This is a genomic window from Paenibacillus wuxiensis, assembly GCF_040195695.1.
In the GTDB taxonomy this organism is placed as follows: Bacteria; Bacillota; Bacilli; order Paenibacillales; family Paenibacillaceae; genus Paenibacillus_B; species Paenibacillus_B suaedae.
Window position 1 is genome coordinate 382,067 of the sequence record NZ_JBEFZI010000006.1, and the last position, 19,507, is coordinate 401,573.

Annotated in this window: 1 protein-coding gene; it reads right to left on the reverse strand. The window is 51.4% G+C overall.

The genetic code is table 11. From position 1 onward, the window contains the following. Positions 1-159: 159 nt before the first annotated feature. Entirely contained in the window at positions 160-19,446 is a 19,287-nt protein-coding gene (locus ABN764_RS15850) for a non-ribosomal peptide synthase/polyketide synthase (RefSeq protein WP_446672462.1), read from the reverse strand. Positions 19,447-19,507 lie beyond the last annotated feature (61 nt).

Below are 19,507 nucleotides of genomic sequence, written 5' to 3' on the forward strand. Positions count from 1 at the left end.
TCGCTTGTGTACATGTACAAATGTAGAACAAGGTTGTGCACCTAGTTAACCAAATTGATAGAGCTGCAACCCTAGCTATGATCGTTAGATAAGCGGGGTTTCTCAGGGTGGAGGCGGTAAGGCATTGCTGCCTTACCGCAATACCTGCTGCCAGACATTTTAGAACGCGAACTCGATCGTATCAATCTTGCTCTTTTCCTGTGTCTGCTGTCCACTTATCGAAATATCTTGAATGCGGATGCGAGGGTTCTCGCATACTTGGGACAGGATTGACAAGTAATCTCTCATCATTCTGTGTATGCCAGCTGCTTTGAACAGCTTGGAAGCATACAAGAAGCTTCCCTTCATCCCATCATCTTCTTCCGATACAGACAGCGTCAGATCGAACTTCGCGCTGACCGAGTCATCTGTCACGTAAGGCGATATCGTCAATCCACCGATTTCGGCTTCACGCTCCTCCGTATTCTGGAGGACGAACACCGTATCGAACAGCGGATTGCGGCTTGTCTCCCACTGCAGCTTCAAGAGGTCAATCAGTTCCTCGAATGGATATTCCTGATGTTCGAATGCACCTAATGTTGTCTCTTTCACCTCTGACAAGAACGATTGGAACGTTTTATCGCCCTGCGGACGGTTACGAATCGCGAGGGTATTGACGAACATACCAATCAACGGCTCCAAATCGGCATGATTGCGACCCGCAACAGGAGTACCAACAATAATGTCATCCTGACCGCAATATTTGGATAACAGAATCTGATAGGCGGACATTAAGACCATGTACAGCGTGCACTCATGATTAGAAGCAAGTTGGTTCAACTGTCCCGTCACAACCGGGTTAATTTCGAATTCGATTTGCTCCCCATCGAAGCTGCGAACCGCCGTTCTATCATAATCCATCGGCAACTCTGCGTTTGGAAGATCGCCTTGCAGCACACTCATCCAATAGTCTTCTTGGCTCTTCCTCCGTTCGAGATTCTCTCTCGCCTGCTGCCATACCGCATAATCTTTGTACTGGATACGCAGCGGAGGCCGTTCTTCATTCGCATACAATCGAGTAAATTCATCAACTAAATTGCTCATTGAGACACCGTCAGAAATGATATGGTGCATATCAAAGACGAGAATATGCCGATCCTGCCCAACTTCGAACAACCCGACCCGCAATAATGGCGGATGCTCCAGGTCGAACGGTCGGATGAATTGTCCAATCATCTCCGGAACTTCATCCTCGGATGCCTGTCTGTAGTCAATAGCGAATTCCGTATTGCGATGGATGCGCTGCATCGGCTCGCCCTCTACCATCTCGAAGCCAGTACGCAATGTCTCGTGACGAGCGATAAGTTTCAAAAATGCCGTTTGGAATTGATCCCGATTCAGCTGTCCTTCAAGCACCAGCATGCCTGGCATATTGTAGCTGAGCTCGCTTCCTTCCAGCTGGCTCATGATATAGAGTCGCAACTGAGCCGAAGATAACGGGTAGTATTCTTGCTCCTCGGCGTTCGGAATGGCTGTATACAATGAGGTCTCCATTTGCGAGATTGCTTGAGACATCTCCTCGATAGTCGGATGACGGAACACACCTCTTAACGGGAAGTTGACGTTCATTTCCTTGTACAGCCTGCTCACCAGAGTCGTTGCCCGCAGCGAGTGGCCGCCCAGCTCGAAGAAGTTGTCCTTCACGCCTACGCTTGCTAATCCCAATACATCCTGCCAAATGCGTGCAAGTCTTGCTTCCGTATCTGTACGCGGCGCGACATACTCCGTTCCAGTCTCAATGCCGCCTTCTGGCTTCGGCAGCGCTCTCCGATCGATCTTCCCATTCGGCGTCAGCGGCAGCCGCTCCAACTGTATGAAGTAGGACGGAATCATGTAGCCTGGCAGCTCCTGCGACAATGCTGCCCTCATCTCGCCTGCCGTGAGCGAGCGTTCCGCTGTGAAATACGCGCACAACTGCTTCTGGCCCGCATGATCTTCCAGTGCCACCACGGTCGCCTCCTGTACCGCCGGTACATGCAAGAGCTGCGATTCCACCTCGCCCAGCTCAATGCGGAAGCCCCGGATTTTCACCTGATGGTCGCTTCGGCCCACATACTCGATGCTGCCGTCTGGAAGCCAGCGCGCTACGTCACCTGTCTTGTATAGCCGCTCACCAGGGACGAACGGATTATCTAGGAACTTCTCCTCCGTTAAGTCCGTTCTTCCCCAGTACCCGCGTCCGACACATGCCCCGGATACGAAGAGCTCGCCCTTCACGCCGATCGGCTGCAGCTCAAAGCTGTCGTTCACGATGTAAATGCTCGTGTTCGCAATTGGCTTGCCAATTGGCGGCAGACCAACCTCGATAACTTCCGGCGTCATCGTGTAGGTCGTCACGACATGAGTCTCCGATGGCCCGTAATGGTTGTGCAGGCAGATATCGAGTCGCTTCAAGCACGCCTGCACCTGCGGGGTCACGACCAACTGCTCGCCCGCCGTAATGATATGGCGAACGCAGCGCGGGAATGCTTCGGCCCACTCCGGCTCGGCGAAGATGAATTTCAGGAACGCCACTGGAATGAACAACACGTCGATTTCATGCTTTTCGATTTCCTGGAACAAGCGCACCGGATCCTTGCGCATCTCATTGTCGACCATATACAAGCTTCCGCCGAACAGGAGCGCAGAGAACATTTCCTGATAGCATACATCGAAGCTGCCGGACGCATATTGCAAGATCCGCGAAGGCATCGGAATGTTCGTGCCTTTCTGCTGATAATGCAGCAGGTTAACCATGTTGCCGTGCTCCAGCATAACCCCTTTCGGATTGCCCGTCGTTCCGGATGTGTAGATGATATAGAGCAGGTTGGACGGTTTGCTGCCATTCGGTACGTCAGCTCCGTCGCCTTGGTACAGGGACTCATCGCGTACATCAATTAGGCGGACGTCATCAGGAATGATCCCCGGCAGCTCCGATTGCGCCAACACCAGCTTAGCCCCGCTGTCTGCCAGCATATAGCGAATACGCGTCTCAGGATACTCGGGATCGATCGGTACGAATGTGCCCGATGCTTTGAGTACGGCCATCACTGCGACGACTGTATCCAGCGTTCGCTCGACAATAATGCCGACAGGCTGCTCTGCGGTCACTCCATACTCACGCAGCTTCCACGCTAGCTGATTCGCCTTACGGTTGAGCTCTCCGTAGCTTAATTGCTCGCTGCCAGAGACGACAGCAACAGCATCTGGTGTCCGCTCCACCTGTTCCGCGAACAGTTCATGAACCGTCTTGTCGCTTGGATGCGCCATATCCGTATCATTGAACTTATCCTGAAGCAGCGCCTTTTCCTCATTGGTTACCATGCTCAAGTTAGACAGACTTGCTTGCGGGTTATCCAACACCGCATCGACTAATTGTTCGAAATGTCTTGCCATTCGCTCAATCGTGCCTCGCTTGAATAAATCTGTTGCGTATTCAATGCTGCACACGATTTCCGCTTCATCCTCTTCCGCTTGGAAGGTCAAATCGAACTTGGATACGGTGTGTTCATTCGGCACCGACTGGAGTCGTACCCCATCGATCTTCATTTCACCTTGATCCGCATTTTGCAAAATAAACATCGTATCAAATACCGGATTGCGGCTCATATCGCGCATCACTTGCACCTGTTCGACCAATGCTTCGAATGGATAATTCTGATTCTCGAAGGCGCCAAGCGTTGTTTCTTTTATTTCATCCAAATAGGATAAGAAAGTCTTGCTGGCAGCCGGATAGCTTCGAATGGCCAGCGTATTGACGAACATGCCGAGAAGCGGCTGTAAGTCTCCATGGTTCCGGCCTGCGATCGGCGTACCTACGATAATGTCCTCTTGAGCGGAATACTTGTGCAGCATCGTCTTGTACAGCGCAAGAAGCACCATGTACATTGTGGCTCCGTTCTCCGCTGCAATTCTCCGCAGCCCCGCACTTCTTACTGGATCTAGATCGAACTGCAGCAAATCTCCGCGGAAGCTTTGCGTTGTCGGACGAATGGAGTCCGTCGGCATTTCCAGCACCGGAAGCTCTCCAGCCAGTACCTTTAGCCAATATCCTTCTTGCAGCTTCATTGCCTCCTGCTGAGTATCCGATTGCTGCCATACGGCGTAATCCTTATATTGAATCCGCAGCGGCGTAAGCTCTTCTCCACTGTACAAGCGGACAAACTCATTGATGAGAATGCCCATCGACGTACCGTCTGAGATGATATGATGCATATCGAACATGAGAATGAAACGTTCTTCGGACAATTCGATAACTCCGATTCGCAGCAGAGGCGGCATCTCCAATTGGAAGGAACGGACAAACTGCTGCATAAGCTTCGAAGCACCTTCCTCGCTTGCGCGCACATGCTCGATTGCGAAGTCTACTTCCGGGTAAATCCGTTGAACAGGCTCGCCGTTCACAATCTCAAATCCAGTGCGCAGCGTTTCATGGCGCTCAATCAGTCTCTTGAAGGCTTCTTCCAATCGCCCAAGATCCACAGCTCCCTCAAGCAGCATCATGTTCGGCATGTTGTAACTCAGTTCCGCCCCTTCAAGCTGATGCAGAATATACAAGCGTTTTTGAGCTGAAGACACCGGATAATGCTGGCTTGGAGCCGCCACCGGGATACTCACATGCCTGCTTCCCTCCGCATTGCTGAGTCGCTTCGCCATCACTTCAAGCGTCGGATATTGAAATACGTCTTTCAACGGCAACTCGATATTTAGCTCCTGATGCAGTCTGTTTACGAGCAGCGTCGCCTTCAGGGAATGACCACCCAACTCGAAGAAATGATCCGTCACGCTTACACTGCTAATACCGAGCACATCCTGCCAAATTTGAACAAGCTGTGCTTCAAGCGGCGTCCGCGGCGCAACGAAAGTCTCTCCGTTCCGTCCTTCTTCCGGAGCCGGCAGCGCCTTGCGGTCTACCTTGCCGTTCGGTGTGAGTGGAAGCTGTTCCAGCTGAATAAAGTGCGCTGGAAGCATATAACTTGGCATAGCTTGACCCATCACTTCGCGCAAATGATTCGCCTCAAGCGGACGCATCGCTACATAGTAGGCGCATAGCTGCTTCTCGCCTGTGTCAGTGTCTCGTGCGACGACGACCGCTTCTTGCACATCCTCTACATTCAGCAGCTGCGCCTCGATTTCTCCTAGCTCAATCCGATATCCGCGAATTTTCACCTGTTGGTCGATTCGGCCAACATATTCAATGGAACCGTCAGGAAGCCATTTCGCCAAGTCTCCCGTGCGGTACATCCGCTCTCCCTGGACGTACGGGGAATCGACGAACTTCTCTGCCGTCAAGTCTGGACGATTCAAATATCCTCGTGCCAATCCATCACCTGCCACGCACAACTCGCCGGCAACGCCTACTGGCTGCAGCTTATTGTTCGCATCAACGATATAGATTGACGTATTGCTGATCGGACGTCCAATCGGTACCGTCACCGCATTCTCCGTGACTTCGTACACATTGTGGCAAGTCGCGAATACGGTACTCTCCGTCGGGCCGTATACATGCTTGAGTACACCTGGCGCGACATGATTGAGCGCCTTGCGAACGTGGCTGACAGATACCCGTTCGCCACCGAATAAGATAGCCCGAATATTGCTCAAGCAGGAAGCCTGGACATCAACCAGTACGTTAAAGTACGCCGTCGTGATGAACATAACCGAAATCTTCTCTTGTACGATCAACTCAGCCAATTGCCGTACTTCCAGAAGCGTCTCGTGTGGTACAAGAACAAGCTTGGCCCCGTTCAGCAGTGCACCATAGATGTCGAAGGTCGACCCGTCAAATGCATAGCTGGACATTTGCAGCACGTTGTCATGATTTGTGATGTCGATATACTCGGTTTCTCTCACCACACGTACAATATTGCGGTGCGTCGTCAAGTTCCCCTTCGGCTTACCCGTCGTGCCGGATGTGTAGATTACACAGGCTAAGTTCTCGCTGCTTGCGTCTGTGTTCGCCTCAAGATTCGAACCGTTGCTGTCATAGGATGTTTCGGTGTCAAGATTGATAATTGCATCAAGTGGTGATGCGTCCATGACTGGAATTTTCCCCGTTAAGTGCTGCTGTGCCAGCATGATTCGCGCACCGGAATCTTCAAGCATGTACCGAATCCGTTCTTCCGGATATTCCGGATCGATTGGCACATACCCGCCTCCTGCCTTCAAGATTGCCAGAATACCAATAATCATATCCGGCGAACGTTCAGACATGAGGCCTACCAGCTTATCCGTTCCAACTCCGACTGCCCGCAGTGTACGTGCCAATCGGTTCGCCCGATCGTTCAAATCACGATACGTTATCTGGACATCACGGAAAGAGATGGCTACTGCATCAGGATGTCGTTCGGCTTGTTCCTCGAATAAGCGATGCAGCATCATGTCTCGAGGGTAATTCGTAAATGTATCGTTGAATGATTGGACCACTTCCGACTTCTCGGCTTCCGTCGCGAGCTCCAGATCTTCTACAGCAATCCGTGGATTGTCTACGATCTGCTCCAAAATATTGTTCAAATGCCCCATCAACCGTTCCATGTCTGCTTGTAAGAAGCGGTTAGCATTGTAATCAAACCGAATAGAGATCTGTTCTCCCGGTACAACGATCAAGTTGAAGTCGTAATTGGTCTGTTCCTCCACCGCTACATCAGTTAAGGATGGCATACCGTGCTCGTCGCCGCCCGCCTGCTCTAGCTGTTCGTCCATCGGGTAGTTCTCGAACACCATAATTTGTCTGATCGCATTCTGCTTCAGCGCACTGCGAGATTGTATCTCATATAGTGGATAATAATCGTACTTGCCGGACTCCAGCGCTTGTTCTTGAAGCAGCCCCATCAGTTCCGCAAAGCTGGTGCTTCCCTCGCACTTGACGCGGATCGGAATCGTATTAATGAATAAGCCGATCATCGTCTCAATGCCTGGCACCTCTGCTGGTCTGCCTGATACGACGCTGCCGAAAACAACATCATTTGTGCCATTATATTTTTGCAAAATAACGCCCCATGCCGCTTGCAGTAAAGTATTAAGCGTAACCTGATGCTGTCTCGCCGTCCGGCTAATGGATGCGCTCAAGCCAGCATCCAATTCACGACTCCATTTTTCAGCCTTATATGGTTCGTTATCGATTCCCGCCGATGATTCTTGCGGGATCTCTGTTACTTGATCGTAATCAGCCAAGTATGCAGACCAATAAGTCCCGGCCGCCTCCTCGTCCTGCTGCCCTAGCCATTCAATGTATTGGCTGTAAGCTGGAACCGCTGTTCTATCCGGCGACTTCTTCTGCAGCAAGGCGGCATACGTATCGAACAGCTCTTGCATCAGCTGTGGCAGGCACCAGCCGTCCATCAAGATATGGTGAGAGCTCCACAGTACACGGCAGCTCAATTCCCCTGTACGGATAGCCGATACGCGCATCAGGGCACCTTGTGCGAGATCGAAGCCAAGCAGTTGGTCACTGCTGACCGCTTCCTTAATGAAGGATTGCTGCTCCTCTTCATTCAAAGCGCGCACATCCTGGAACGAGAATCCGATTGGTTTGTTCCGGAATACGACTTGTACCGGTTCGCCTTGAGGGCCGCTAATGAAGTTCGTTCGCAACACAGCGTGCCGCTTCGCCAATTCGTTCAGACTGCTGGAGAACAGTTCCACATCAAGCGTACCTTCCAATGTGAACATCGTCTGCTCATGGTACGCCCCCGTCAGACTGTCCATCGCGCTGTGGAACCACATTCCCTTCTGCATCGGCGTCAATGCATATACATTCTCGATCTCGCCGATATGCTGCATTTGCGAAGATATCCGATCCAGCCACTCCAAGCTAAGTCCCTTAAACAAGACATCACTTGGCGTCAATTGCGTCCGTTCCTGTGATTCGCAGTGTGCGATAATTTCCTTCAGTGATTCTGTAAGGAAATCGCCCAATTCCTCCATCGTCTCTTTGCGATACTCCTTGACGCTGTAACTTAATCCCAGTGTCAATTGGCCTTCTGCGATCACGCCGTTAATATCGAGCGGATACTTGCGCTCCTGCTCATCGCTAATCTCCGAACCGCTTGCATATGGAGATACACTCAGTTCGTTATTGCTCAAGTCCGCATCGAACTGTCCCAGGTAGTTGTAACGAATTTGTGTCGTTGGCGCATCATTCCAAGCCTGTTTGCCCGAATTGGATAAATACCGGAACAGACCGTACCCGATTCCTTTGTTCGGAATGCGGCGCAAATCCTCTTTTACCTTCTTGAGCTGAGATCCAAGACTGTCGTTCGCTTCCATCCCGAGCTCAAACGGATATTCGGTCGTAAACCAGCCAACCGTCCGCGTAATATCCATGCCTTGTATAATGGACTCGCGTCCATGCCCTTCCAGCGTAACCAGTATGCGCTCGATGCCGCGCCACTTCATGAGTGCCCTGCCAAGCGCTGTAAGCAGAATATCATCCATTTCGGTGTTGTAAGCACGGTGAACATGCTTCAGAAGCCGTTCTGTATCTTCCCGATTCCACTCGAGCACGACGGATTCACTGTCGCGCTGCAAGGAAACCGTGCACTCGCTGTCTTTAGGGAGGGCGGCCACTTCCGTCTGCGCGACGCCGAGCCAATAAGCAGATTCCTTATCCATCGCTGGACTATTCGCATACTCTACTAGCTGTTCCGCCCATGTACGGAAGCTGTCCGTCTTCATCGGCAGACGTACTTGGCGTTGATTCAGCGCCTGTTCGTAGCCTGATGCGAGATCCTCAAGCAATATTCTCCAAGACACGCCATCGATGACTGCGTGGTGGATAACGAGCAGCAAGTGATCACCTTCACTGCCGTGGAATAAGCCTGCCTTGACCAAAGGCCCTGACTGTAGATCAATACTGCCTTGAATGTGGTTTGCTTCCGCTTCAATCGCTGCGGCGAAATCCGACTGATCCGTTAAATCGATCTCTTCCATACTGAAGAGTTCGCCCTCTACTAGGGATCGATTCCAGAGCGAAAATTCTCCTTGTTCCGTTCTCTGAATTACAATACGAAGCGCATCATGGTGTTCAACCAACTTATGAAGCGCCTTGCGCACTGCATCTGCGACAAAGCCATCCTTGCGATACAGCATTACCGACTGATTGAAATGATGCGGATTCGCAAACTGCTGATGCTCGAACCAATGAAGAATCGGTGTCATCGGCACCTCACCGACGACTTCTCCCTGATCAGCCGTTCGATTAATCGGCTGCATGTATGGAACCAACTGTGTAACCGTTGGGTATTTGAACAAGTCGCGAATTTCAAGCTTGAAGCCCGCCTGCTGCATTCTTGCTGCCACTTGAATGGACTTGATGGAATCTCCGCCAAGCTCGAAGAAGTGATCGGTTATCCCGACACGTTCGATGCCAAGTACGGCTTGCCATACAGTTGCTAGCATTTGTTCCGCTTCCGTGCGCGGCGCAACATATTCCGATTCAACTTGAAGGCTTCTCTCTGGAGCCGGCAAAGCTTTGCGATCCAGCTTGCCGTTCGGCGCCAGCGGCATCTGCTCCAGCCTTACGAAGTATGATGGAATCATATAGCTTGGCAGTTCGGCGGCAAGCGCGGCTCGCAGGTCACTTACTGTTGCTTCTCCATCTGCTACATAGTAGGCGCAAAGTGACTTCTGTCCGCTCTCGTCTTCCCTCGCAACGACGACTGTCTCCCGAACCGCGTCAATATTCAGCAGCGCAGTCTCCAGCTCGCCAAGCTCGATTCGATAGCCGCGGATTTTCACCTGATGATCAATCCGTCCCAAATATTCAATGTTACCGTCTGGCAGCCACCGCGCGAGATCCCCCGTTCGGTACATCCGTTCACCCACGGAAGGCACCAATACGAATTTCTCTGCTGTCAGTTCTGGGCGATTCCAGTATCCGCGCGCCAATCCGACGCCCGTGATGCACAGTTCGCCCGCTACGCCGATCGGCTGTACTTGATTGTGCCCGTTCACAATATAGATGCGTGTGTTGTCAATCGGCTTGCCAATCGGCACACTCACATACGTTTGGCCTAGTTCGCAGTCGAAGTACGTGACATCTACCGTTGCCTCTGTCGGACCGTACAGATTGATGAGTCGTGCTCCGCTGGCTGGTACAACATACTGATGGAATCGCTCGACCTGCGATGCCAACAGCGCCTCACCGCTCGTGAACACCTGCTGGAGTGGAGACAGACGATCACGCTCTGCCTCAGGCAGCTGCTCGATATGCTCGAGGAAGGCGTGCAGCATTGATGGCACGAAGTGCATCGTCGTAATTTCGTACTGTTCGATCGCCTCAACGATTGCTGCCGGATTCTTCTCCCCGCCAACTGGAAGCATAAGCACCTTCGAGCCGACAAATGCCCACCAGAACAACTCCCAAACAGATACGTCGAACGTGATCGCCGTCTTCTGCATAATCGTGTCATCCGCGCCTATCGGGTACCGCTTCTGCATCCACAACAAGCGGTTGATGACTGACGTATGCTCGACCATAACCCCTTTCGGACGTCCGGTCGTACCAGATGTATAGATGATGTAGGCGATATCGGTTGGCTTGTTGACCACCTCAAGGTTTGAGTTATCCTGATCGTACGAGTCAGCATCATCCAGATTAATAACGCGGCCAGCAAAATCAATTGCTTCACCCACGCTGCCTTGAACAATCAGTACTTGAGCCTCGGAATCGTCCAGCATATATCGGATGCGTTCTTCTGGATAATCCGGCGCGATCGGCACATAAGCGCCGCCAGCTTTCAATATCCCCATGATGCCAACCATTAGCTCTAACGATCGTTCCGCCATAATGCCGACGATCTGATCCGGAACAACGCCTGCTGCTCGCAGTGTCCGCGCCAACTGATTGGCACGATCATTCATCTCCTGGTAGGTCATCGTATCTGCTCCGTACAACACCGCGATCGCATCCGGCGTCCGCTGAACCTGCTCCTCGAACATCCGATGAATCATCTGTTCGCGAGGATATTCGACTTCCGTATCATTGAATGCCGTCAGAAGCTCTGCCTTCTCGACGTCGGTCGCCAGACGGACATCTTTCACAGCAATGGCCGGATCAGCTGTTACCTGCTCAAGGACATGAATCAGATGCTGCCGCACTCTCTCCATATCTGCTCGAGCATACATGGCGGCATTGTACTCGAGGCGAATCATCATATCCTCGCCAGGCATCACTACGAGATTGAAATCATAGCTCGTCTGCTCGGCCACCCGCACGTCAGTAATGTTCAATTGTCCCCGCTCATCACCAGCCTGTTCCATTTGCTCTTCCATCGGGTAATTTTCGAACACCAGAATATGATTAATCAAATCCTGCTTATGAGCGCTGAGCGCCTGTATGTCATACAGCGGATAATAATCATACCGCCCTGACTCCAGTGCCTTCTCCTGAAGTTGCTTCATCACATCTGCAAATCTGTCATCCGCTTCGCACGCAACACGAATTGGAATGGTGTTAATGAATAGTCCAATCATGGATTCAATGCCTGGGATTTCCGCCGGTCTGCCCGATACGACTCCGCCGAATACAGCGTCACCGGTATTGTTGTACTTCTGCAAAATAATGCCCCATGCCGCCTGCATTAGCGTGTTCAGCGTCAGCTGATGCTGCTTCGCTACCCGATGCATCTTCGCAGTTAAAGCCTCGCCCAGTTCAAATACGAGATTGTCAGCAATATATACATCGCTTCGCCCGCTCGATTTCTTCTGAGGAAGAACCGTTTGCTGATCGTAATCCGACAGATAGTCGCTCCAATACTGGGATGCAGCTGTGTAATCTTGCTTGTACAGCCATTCAATATAGAGACTGTATGGCGATGCTCCCGATCGGCTGCTTGACCGTCCATTTACGGAATCGGAATACGTCTCGAGCCATTCTTGCGTGAGCTGCGGCAAGCACCAGCCGTCCATCAGAATATGATGAGAGCTCCAAATGACATGACTGCAGTTCGCGCTCGTCCGCAACACGGACACCCGCATGAGCGCATCGCGCTCCAGATTGAAGCCCCGCTGCTTGTCAGCTTGCGCCATCGCTTCAACTCGATCCTGCTTCTCATGCTCCGGCAATTCCGTTAGATCCTCGTAACTAAATTCCAGATTCTTATTCCGGTATACAATTTGCAGCAATTCTCCGTTCCAGCCGCTGAAGAAATTGGTGCGAAGCACCGCATGGCGCGTCGCGAGTACATCTAGGCTGCTTGCGAATAGCTGAACGTCAAGCTCTCCTTGAATCGTGAAGCGAGTCTGTTCAAAATAAGCGCCCGCTTGACCGTCCATCGCATTATGGAACCACATTCCCTTCTGCATCGGCGTCAGTGCATAAATGTTCTCGATGTCCCCGAGATCCCTCGTCTGCTCCGCAATACGCTCCAGATCCTCAATACCAAGCCCGTTAACCAATACGTCACTAGGTGTCAATTCTGGCTTGTCTTTCGATGCGCAGTGAGCAACGATCTCCTGCAAACTTCCCTTCAGCAATCCTGCAAGCCGGTCAATCGTATCGCGGCGGTATTGCTTGCTGCTGTAGCTCACTTCCAATGCAAGAACCCCAGCCGATATCATCCCGTTAAAATCAAGCGTGGTGTTACGAGCCTGACGAACGCTTATCTCTGCGCCGCCCGAATATGGAGAGACTTCCATCTCATTGTTCTGCAAATCCTGATCGAATTGTCCCAAATAGTTGAAGCTGATTTCTGGCTGAGCTGATGCTTCTGATCGTGATACATTTTCCGTACCAGACATACCTGAGTCCGATAAATATCGATGAATGCCATAACCGATGCCTTTATTCGGAATACGTCGCAAATTTTCCTTCATTTGTTTGATTCGATAGGACAAACTCTTGTTCGGATCGCTCTCGAGCAGGAATGGATATTCACTCGTGAACCACCCCACAGTGCGTGAAATATCAAGCTCCGGCATGATATTCTCGCGGCCGTGTCCTTCAAGTGTAACTAGGGCTTTCTCATGTCCACACCATTGCTGTATAGCCATGCCGAGCGCCGCGAGCAGAATGTCGTTCATGTCCGTGTTATAAGCCCGGTGAACATGCTTCAGCAGCATATCCGTCTCCTCCCGGCTCCATTCCACTACGACCGACTCGCTATCCTGCTGCAAGGATGTCTCCGCTTCGAAATCCTTCTGCAAAGGCAAAATACTCGTTGCATTCGCTTCTGCTTGTTCCCAGAAGACTTGTTCCTCTATCATGGCTTCGCTTCGTGCATATGACGCGAGCTGATTCGCCCATGTGCGGAAGCTGTCCGTCTTGGCAGGCAGCCGAACAGGCTCTCCCTTCAACGCTTGTTCATATCCCGTAGCGATATCCTCCAGCAAGATGCGCCAGGACACACCGTCAACAACGCCATGGTGCATGACAAGCAGAAGATGATCCCCCTCGTCGGTACGGAACAATCCGGCTCTTGCCAACGGCCCATCGTGCAGGTCGAAGCTGCGCTGAATCTCCGTGGCCTTGGCTTCAATGATCTGCCGTACATTCTGCTCATGATCACCTGATGCTGAGCCAGTAAGGTTCAGAACTTCCAGATGGAACAATTCTCCCTCTTCGATTGCGCGATTCCAAGCTGTATAATCACCTTGATCATTCCGTCGGAATACGATACGCAGCGCATCGTGATGTTCCGTTACTGCCTGAAGTACATTGCGGATTGCCGCTTCGTTAAAGCCTTCTCTCCGGTACAGCATGATCGACTGGTTATAGTGATGCGCATCGGCAAACTGCTGTTCGAAAAACCATCCAAGAATCGGCGTAAGCGGCACATCACCTGATACTTCGCCCTGATCTGCAACCTTGCTTGCCCTCTGCAAGTGTGACCCCAGTTGGGCAATCGTTGGATACTTGAACAGATCCCGAATTTCAAGCTTATAGCCTGCTTGCTGCAATCGGGAAGCAACTTGGATAGACTTGATGGAGTCGCCTCCAAGCTCAAAGAAATGATCCAGCACACCGACTCGTTCCATACCAAGGACGGTTTGCCATACATTCGCCAGCGCTAACTCCTCTTCCGTGCGTGGCGCCACGTATTCAATCCCCGTGTGCGCACCCGCTTCTGGGGCAGGCAGCGCCTTGCGATCGACTTTCCCGTTCGGTGTGAGCGGCAGGCGATCCAGTTGAACGAAATAGGATGGAATCATATATGTGGGCAATTCATCGGCCAATGCGCTTCTCAGTTCACTCACCGACAGATTGCGATCCGCAACGAAATAAGCGCATAATGCTTTTGTCCCGTTCGGATCCTGACGCGCCACGACGACACTCTCACGAACAGTCTCCACCTTGAGAAGCTTGGACTCGACTTCGCCGATCTCAATGCGGTAACCGCGTATTTTCACTTGATGGTCGATACGGCCTAAATATTCGATATTGCCATCCGGCATCCAGCGAGCCAAATCCCCTGTGCGGTACATTCGGTGATCCTGCAGGAATGGATCTGCGACGAATTTCTCGCTCGTCATCTCTGGACGATTCCAATACCCGCGACCGACGCATGGGCCGCCGATATAGAGCTCACCGATGACACCAACCGGAAGCAAGGAACGTTGTCCGTCCATAATGTACATCGTTACACCCGGCAATGGTTTTCCAATCGGCAGCGCTCTTGGAACAGTTGGAGTCGTTGGTTCATAATAGCTGGCATCGATGCATGTCTCAGTCACGCCATAGCTATTAATGATGCGGAACTGCGAACCGAATCGATCCAGCATCTTCTGAAACTCATCCGGCGGGCAATAGTCCGACCCAACGGCGACAAGCTTCAAGCTGCTGATATCCAGCTTGTTCTCATACACATATTCCATTAGCGGAATGACGATAGACGGTGTGCAGTCGAACATATGAAGACGATGCTTCCGGATCAATTCGTAGATTTCAGCTGGATTCGCACGTGCGTGCTCTGGGCAAAGAACCAGTTCTCCGCCATGCAGCAGCGCACGAATCAAATCCCCTGAAAATACGTCGAATGAGAAGCTCGCCCATTGCATCCAGCGAATGCTCTCTTCCCGCAGACGATATTCACGTTCCCAAGCCTTCGCCATAACTGTCAGTTGTCTGTGCTCGATCATGGCACCCTTCGGCTGTCCCGTCGTGCCCGATGTATAAATGACGTAAGCCAAGTGTTGTGGTTCAGTGATGGACACAAGATTGGCAGCATCCTCAGCATAGGATGACTCATCATCAAGCAGAACCCATGTACCGTCAAACGATGAGAGAGACTGTAAATGGCTCTGCGTCACCAATACGTTTGCCTTGGAATCCTCCAGCATGTAACGGATACGTTCTTCCGGATATTTCGGATCAATTGGAACGTAAGCGCCGCCTGCCTTCAAGATCGCCATAATGCCCACGATCATGTCCAGCGAACGGTCTGCCAAGATGCCGACGAGCTGCTCCGGCTGCACGCCGTGTTGACGAAGCGTACGTGCCAGACGGTTCGCCCTCTCGTTCAACTCCCGATACGACAGTTGTTCATTCTCATGCACGACCGCAGTTCGTTCCGGTTGAAGAGCGGCCTGCTCCTCAAAGAGTTGATGAACCGTGTGCTTCTGCTCCATTTCTGACGGATCATGATTGAACTTGAATCGAATTTGCTCTTGCTCACCCGGCGTCAACATCCCGAGCACGGAGATTTGCGCCTCAGGCGACTGTGCAATTGAATGAAGCAGCTGTCGATAATGATCCGCCATTCTTACGATTGTGTCTTGTCTGTATAAGGACGAAGCATACTCCAAGCTGCAAGCGAGCCCATCCGCTCCTTCCGCAACGTCAAAGCTGAGATCGAACTTGGATATTTGGTGTTCGAAGCCATACGGCTTCAATTGGAGTCCTGGAAGTTCAAAATCCTTGTTCTCCATATTTTGTAGGGAGAACATCGTATCGAACAGCGGGTTGCGGCTCATGTCTCTTGTAACATGAAGCTTCTCAACAAGCTCTTCGAATGGGTACTCCTGATGTTCAAATGCAGCTAACGCCTGCTCCTTCACTTGTTCCAAATAAGCACGGAAAGTCGATTCTCCAGCCGGATAATTGCGAATTGCGAGCGTATTGACGAACATACCAATAAGCGGCTGCAAATCGTCGTGCATTCTCCCTGCGTTCGTCGTGCCGACGACAATATCTTCCTGACCCGTGTACTTATGCAGCAGCACCGTGTAAGCTGCGAGCAGAACCATGTATAACGTCGTTCCGCTATCCGCTGCGAGGCGTTGCAATGCCGTACTTATATCCGAATCGACCGTAAATTCATAGGTCTCCCCTTCGTAGCTCTGAATGGCTGGACGCGCGTAATCCGTTGGAAGCTCAAGTACAGGCAGTTCTCCGCCAAATGATAGCAACCAGTAGGTCTCCTGCTGCTTCGAACGCTTCTGCTGTGCTTCCGACTGCTGCCAAGCGGCAAAGTCTTTATATTGAATGCGCAGCGGTGGCAGCTCCTCACCCCCGTACAACCGAGCGAACTCCTCTACTACGACTCCCATAGATGCACCATCAGAAATGATATGGTGCATGTCATAGAGGAGCACATGTCGATCCGGTGCCATTTCAATTAAGCCAACCCTCATCAACGGCGGATTCATCAAGTCGAACGCTCGGATAAATTCGCGGGCTTTCTGCGCCGCTTCCGCCTCGCTTGTCTGCATATATTCAATGGCAAAGCTTACATCCTGATACACCTTCTGCACCGGTTCTCCGTCCATCAGCTCGAATCCGGTACGCAGTGTCTCATGTCGTGCAATCAGCTTGCGGAATGAGGCTTCGAGGCGTTCTCTATCCAGCAGTCCCTCCAGCAGCATGGCACCCGGCATATTGTAACTCTGTTCCGCACCTTCGAGCTGCTGCAGGACATACAGCCTCTTTTGCGCTGAAGATACCGAATAATACTCGCTTTCCTTCACCCGTTCAATCGCGCTGAACTCCTGCTGCTCCATCCCATCCATAAGCAAAGCCAATTCTTCGATCGTCGGATTGCGGAACAAATCCCGAAGCGGCACATTGACGTTCAACTCCTTGTGAAGCTTGCTTGCCAATGTAGCTGCCCGCAGCGAGTGTCCGCCAAGGGCGAAGAAATTATCCTTGATGCCGACCCTTTCCACACCAAGCGACTCCTGCCAGATTTGCGCAAGTCGTTCTTCAAGTGGAGTACGAGGCGCAATATACTCCGTGCCAATAGCCATGTTAGCTTGGGGATCGGGCAATGACTTGCGATCCAGCTTGCCGCTTGGCGTAAGTGGCAGCTGTTCCATTTGCACAAAGTGAGAAGGAATCATGTAATCCGGCAGATTGGAAGACAACGCCTCCCTTAATTCCGTCACAGTAAGCTCAGCGTCAGCTACCATGTACGCACACAGCATATGTTGGCCATTACCGTCCGGCCTAGCATCCACGATGACCTCTCGCACACCCGCTACCTTCTTCAAGCTCGACTCGATTTCGCCCAGCTCGATACGGAATCCACGGATTTTGACTTGGTGATCAATCCGTCCCAAATATTCAATTGTGCCGTTCGGCAGCCATCTGGCGGAATCACCAGTATGGTAAATGCGTTCACCTGGCACAAATGGATGAGCCGCAAATTTCTCTTCTGTTAATTCCGGACGGTTCAAGTAACCTCTCGCCAGTCCCTCACCGGATATGCATAATTCGCCCGGCACATGTAACGGCTGCAACTCTCCAGAAGTATTCAAAATCATCACACTCGCATTAGAGATCGGTGTACCAATGGTGATGGGTTGATCCTTCTCGAGGCCGATTGCGCAGGTCGCCACGACGCTGTTCTCTGTCGGGCCATATTCATTAAACAGCTTTACATCAGGAAGCTGCTCCTTGCTTCTAGCTACTAATGCACTGCTGACACTCTCGCCAGCCAATGTCACTGTACGCAGCGTAGACACAGATTCGGCCTGCATCACATTGAGCAGCGCTCCGTATAGATTCGGTACGCAAATGAAGTGCGTGATTCCCGATTGGCTGATAGCGCCATGCAAGGCGAGCGGATCCTTCGCGTCCTCTTCCTTAAGTAAAAATAGACCTGCGCCGGACAATAATGAGCCGAATGCGCTCATGACGAAGCCGTCAAAGGAAAAGGAAAACAATTGCAGAACTCGGTCGGAGGAAGAAAGCCCGTATGTCCGAATTCTCCACAACAGCGCATTGACTGCGCTTCTATGTTCAATCATGACCCCTTTCGGATTGCCTGTCGTGCCCGAAGTATAGATGACATATGCCAAGTTGCTTGAATCGGACACAGAGGCAAGCTCCGTCTCGTCGTCATGATAATTATGTTCGCTATTCATATCCACGATCGTGCCTTCATAGGTGACACGCTCGCGAAGATGGTCTTGAAGCAGTAGCGTCTGCGCTCCCGAATCCTCGAGCATATAACGAATGCGCTCCTGCGGATATTCAGGGTCGATCGGAACATAGGCCCCACCAGCCTTCATGATGGCTAGCAAGCCTACAATCATTTCGAGCGACCGTTCGGCCATGATGCCAACGAGCTGATCCGGTTGAACGCCAGCTTTTTGTAACGTACGCGCCAGCCTGTTCGCCCTTCCATTTAGCTCGGCGTATGTTACCTGTTGCTGCCCATAAACTGCCGCAACAGCATCCGGTGTGCGATGTGCTTGTTCCGTGAAGAGTTCATGAATTGTTCGGTCACGTGGATACTCTGCAGCCGTCGTATTAAATCCGTGCAGGAGCAGCGATGTTTCCTCATCCGAAAGTAAGCGAAGATCCCCCAAATTCGTATTTGGCTCAAGCAATACGATGCTCAGCACGCGCTGCAAATGCTCAATGATTTGCGATATAAATACCGAGTCATAGACACGTTCGTTATATACAACGCTCAAAAGGAGGTTCTCAGCTTCGAACTCAAATTGGAACAATACATCTGCAATAACCGTTGGAATAAAGTTAACGGTATGTATATTCTTCAGAGCTGCCATCGTATTGATGACAGGCAAGCCATTTTTTTCTTGCACATTCATCTGCTCAGTTATGAGCCGGAAGGGGATATGCTGATGTCGAATCGCTTCTGTAAAGGATTGTTTCAGTGAAGTAAGCAAGGATTTGAACGTGAGCTCTTCATTGACATTCTCCTTCAATAGGACGACTTGATTGATGGGAAGTCTCTTCTCCCCTGCTTTTCGCACGATAGGCATGCCGATGACGATGCGATTCTCGCTCGTGTATTTGTGCAGCAAGCATTGGATGCCACCTAGTAAAATCATGAAGGCTGCTTGATGCGAGCCCTTAGACATGCGAATAATTCGTTCCGAAATTTCAGCAGGCATCGTAACAGAAACGGAATAATGTCGTGCCGCTTCACTGCTTGGAGTGCTCGTGTAGGGCAAAGTCGTAGGCGTATCTTCAGTATCGAGTTTCGCTTTCCAAAATTCGATTTCTTTATCAAAAGCCATTCTGATCATCTCCCCTCTCAAATCAAGTAAAGCCCCTAGAGGACGGCATCCGTCCATCCGG

Excerpts from the sequence above, each read along its gene's own strand:
- ABN764_RS15850 (WP_446672462.1), bottom strand. The coding sequence starts at position 19,446 with ATGGCTTTTGATAAAGAAATCGAATTTTGGAAAGCGAAACTCGATACT.